This is a genomic window from Streptomyces sp. 8K308 (genome assembly GCF_004348315.1).
Lineage (GTDB): Bacteria > Actinomycetota > Actinomycetes > Streptomycetales > Streptomycetaceae > Streptomyces.
The window spans coordinates 1-2,327 of record NZ_SMKC01000557.1 but is presented as its reverse complement, the minus strand read 5'-3'; the positions used below and the strand labels follow the sequence as shown (position 1 = coordinate 2,327).

Annotated in this window: 4 protein-coding genes and 1 pseudogene; 2 read left to right on the top strand and 3 right to left on the bottom strand. The window is 69.2% G+C overall.

All coding sequences use genetic code 11. The annotated features are described in order from the left end of the window. Positions 1 to 288 (top strand): annotated as a pseudogene (locus E1265_RS40100) (RNA polymerase subunit sigma-24); the annotation flags it as partial. Positions 289 to 359: 71 nt separating this feature from the next. Here the strand turns inward: E1265_RS40100 and E1265_RS35600 are convergent. Then, entirely contained in the window at positions 360 to 551 is a 192-nt protein-coding gene (locus tag E1265_RS35600) for a hypothetical protein (protein ID WP_132935081.1), read from the bottom strand. 11 nt (positions 552 to 562) lie between these two features. Continuing rightward, complete coding sequence (locus E1265_RS35595) at positions 563 to 1,411, bottom strand: helix-turn-helix transcriptional regulator (RefSeq protein ID WP_132935082.1); 849 nt, start codon at positions 1,409 to 1,411, stop codon at positions 563 to 565. Positions 1,412 to 1,667: 256 nt separating this feature from the next. On the opposite strand from E1265_RS35595, the gene E1265_RS35590 reads away from it, so the two are divergent. Beyond that, the gene (locus E1265_RS35590) at positions 1,668 to 2,072 is read left to right on the top strand and encodes an ATP-binding protein (protein ID WP_132935080.1); all 405 of its coding nucleotides are present in this window, start codon (positions 1,668 to 1,670) and stop codon (positions 2,070 to 2,072) included. A gap of 43 nt (positions 2,073 to 2,115) precedes the next feature. On the opposite strand, the gene E1265_RS37615 is transcribed toward E1265_RS35590, so the two are convergent. Next, on the bottom strand, positions 2,116 to 2,327 hold a 212-nt coding region (locus E1265_RS37615), incomplete at its 5' end, for a hypothetical protein (protein ID WP_165954008.1).

The window sequence follows — 2,327 nt, the reverse complement described above, 5'->3', positions numbered from 1 at the left end:
GCCACCCGACGCACCGAGGACATGGACATCCGCTACCGCCGAGTCAACGGCGACGACGCGGCGGTGCTGTTCGCGGGGGACTCCCCGTATGCCGTGATGGTCATGGATCTCACCCCTGACGGCGACCAGGTTTCCGACGTCTACATCGTCACCAATCCCGCCAAGCTCACCCACGTACGACCGGACGACGAGCGGAACCCGCCGGGCGAGGACAGGGCCCCGGATCGCCCCGAGCTCTCCCGGGCGGTCCGAACGGCGCGGGCGTACGGCGGCGACCCGGGGTCGTGACAGCCCTGGCCGTCGCGGGTGAAGCCCCGCCGCACCTGCTCGGACTCCGCCGTGCCTTGGGATTCCGGGGCCTACAGCAGGTGGTCGGCCTTGCCGGCCTTGATCTCGCTGATGAGGGCGCGGAGCGCGTCGGCGGTGTCGGTGAGGTAGTGCTCCTCCTGTCCGTTGACGGCTATGTAGGCGTTGCCCTCGGCGTCGGTGCCGAGTCGGAAGCAGGAGTTGCCCTCGCCGCAGAAGGGCGCTTCCCAGGTGATGTCGGGCATCGGATCCATCCTCACAGTTGACGGGCGACATCGCGGACGAACTCACGGGAGCTGTCCGGAGGCAGGGCCAGCTCTTCCAGCCAGTCGAACTGCTCCCGGTACTTCGCGAGCTGACTGTCGGCGTGCAGGAACGCGGGCCCATGCATGCTGTCCACCTGCACCGTATCGAGTTGGGGAACCGCGCCCTCGGCGTAGAGGGCGTTCTGTCCGGCACCCGGGAAGGCGCCCCGTTCGAACGGCAGCACCCGTACGGTCACGTTGTCCCGTTCCGACATCTCCACCAGGTGTGACAACTGGGCGCGGGCGACCTCGGGGCCGCCGAAGCGCATGCGGAGGGCGGCCTCGTGAATGATGGCGACGTATGGGATCGCGTTGTCCCCCGTGATCACCTGCTGGCGCTCGGAGCGGTGCGCCAACCTGAGCGCCACCTCGTGTTCGGGGAGACGTGGCACCACGACGCGAAAGACGGCCGTCGCGTGCTCGGAGGTCTGGAGCAGGCCCGGGATGTGCACCGTGTTGGCGACCCGCATCCGCACGGTCGACGACTCCAACTCGGCGATGTCCAGCATCCCCTGCGGAAGGCTGCCGCGATACCGCTCCCACCACCCGGCCTGGCCGTCTGCCATGGCCACGAGGGCTTCCACGTACGCAGTGTCTCCGCACAGGTAGTGGGTGGCCAGCTTGCGCACGCGTTCAGCGTTGATGGTTCGCGTGCCGGACTCCATGTTGGCGATGCGCGTCCGGTCCATGCCCAGCAGCCCGGCCGCGTAGTCGGTAGTGATGTCTGCGGCGAGACGGAGTTTGCGCAGTTCGGCACCCAGGCGTTTCTGACGTTCGGTCGGTGTGCGTCGCGTTGACATGCGGTTCCCTCCGCTGCTCTGTGCCAAGTCTGTCCGTCAGCGGACCTCGCCACCTTGGGGGGTAATTGCCGTCGAGTGGCAGACAATTAGCTCCGCCCTACGCTAGCGTGGAGTCACGCGTAAGTCACACTCGGCAGTTGCCGGAAGCGCACCGCGCGAGCATGCCCGCCCGCCCTGGAGGCTGGTCTGCCGCGTCCAGGGCGGCGAGCCACCGGCCAGTGCCTCACCAACTCACGTCATCGCACCGGAGTTCGTCATGCCTGACATCCCACTCGTGCCGGCCCTCTGGCAGTTCCCCGCTCACCCGGCCTCGGTTGGCCGCGCCCGGCGCGCCGTCGCGCAGGCGTTGCCGCGAGGACTGCGCCCCTGTCTGACGGATGACCTCGGCCTGTTGACGTCCGAGCTGGTGACCAACGCCATCCGGCACGGAACAAGCCAGCAGGACGAACGCGTCGAACTCGTCCTGTGGCCCGCCGACGGTCACTACTGGCTCGCCGTCTCCGACCCCGGCACAGCCGCGCCGGCCCACCCGGGCGCGGATGGTGAGACGGGCCGGGGGCTGCTCATCGTCGATCGGCTGGCCGCTGCCTGGGCCGTCCGGCCTCGTCCGCTCCACGGCACGTCCGTCGTCGCGGGACTGCCGCTTCACCGAGACGGTTGACGATCCGTATGCGGCAGGTCGCGCGGCGGGCGCACCGGCACCGCTACTGGGTGGCTTTGAGCGCCTCCAGGCGGTGGCGGCTCTGCTCCTGCGCTCGTTGGCGCAGGCGGTCGATGAGCTCGGAGTCCGGAGTGGCGTCGTCGCCTAGGCCTGACAGTTCCTGGAGGTCGCGGGTCTGTTCCTCGGCTTCGGTGAGGTAGTGGCGGCCGGTGTGTTCGGGCGAGCTCTGGAGGAGGGCTGCGAGGTCGACGGGGG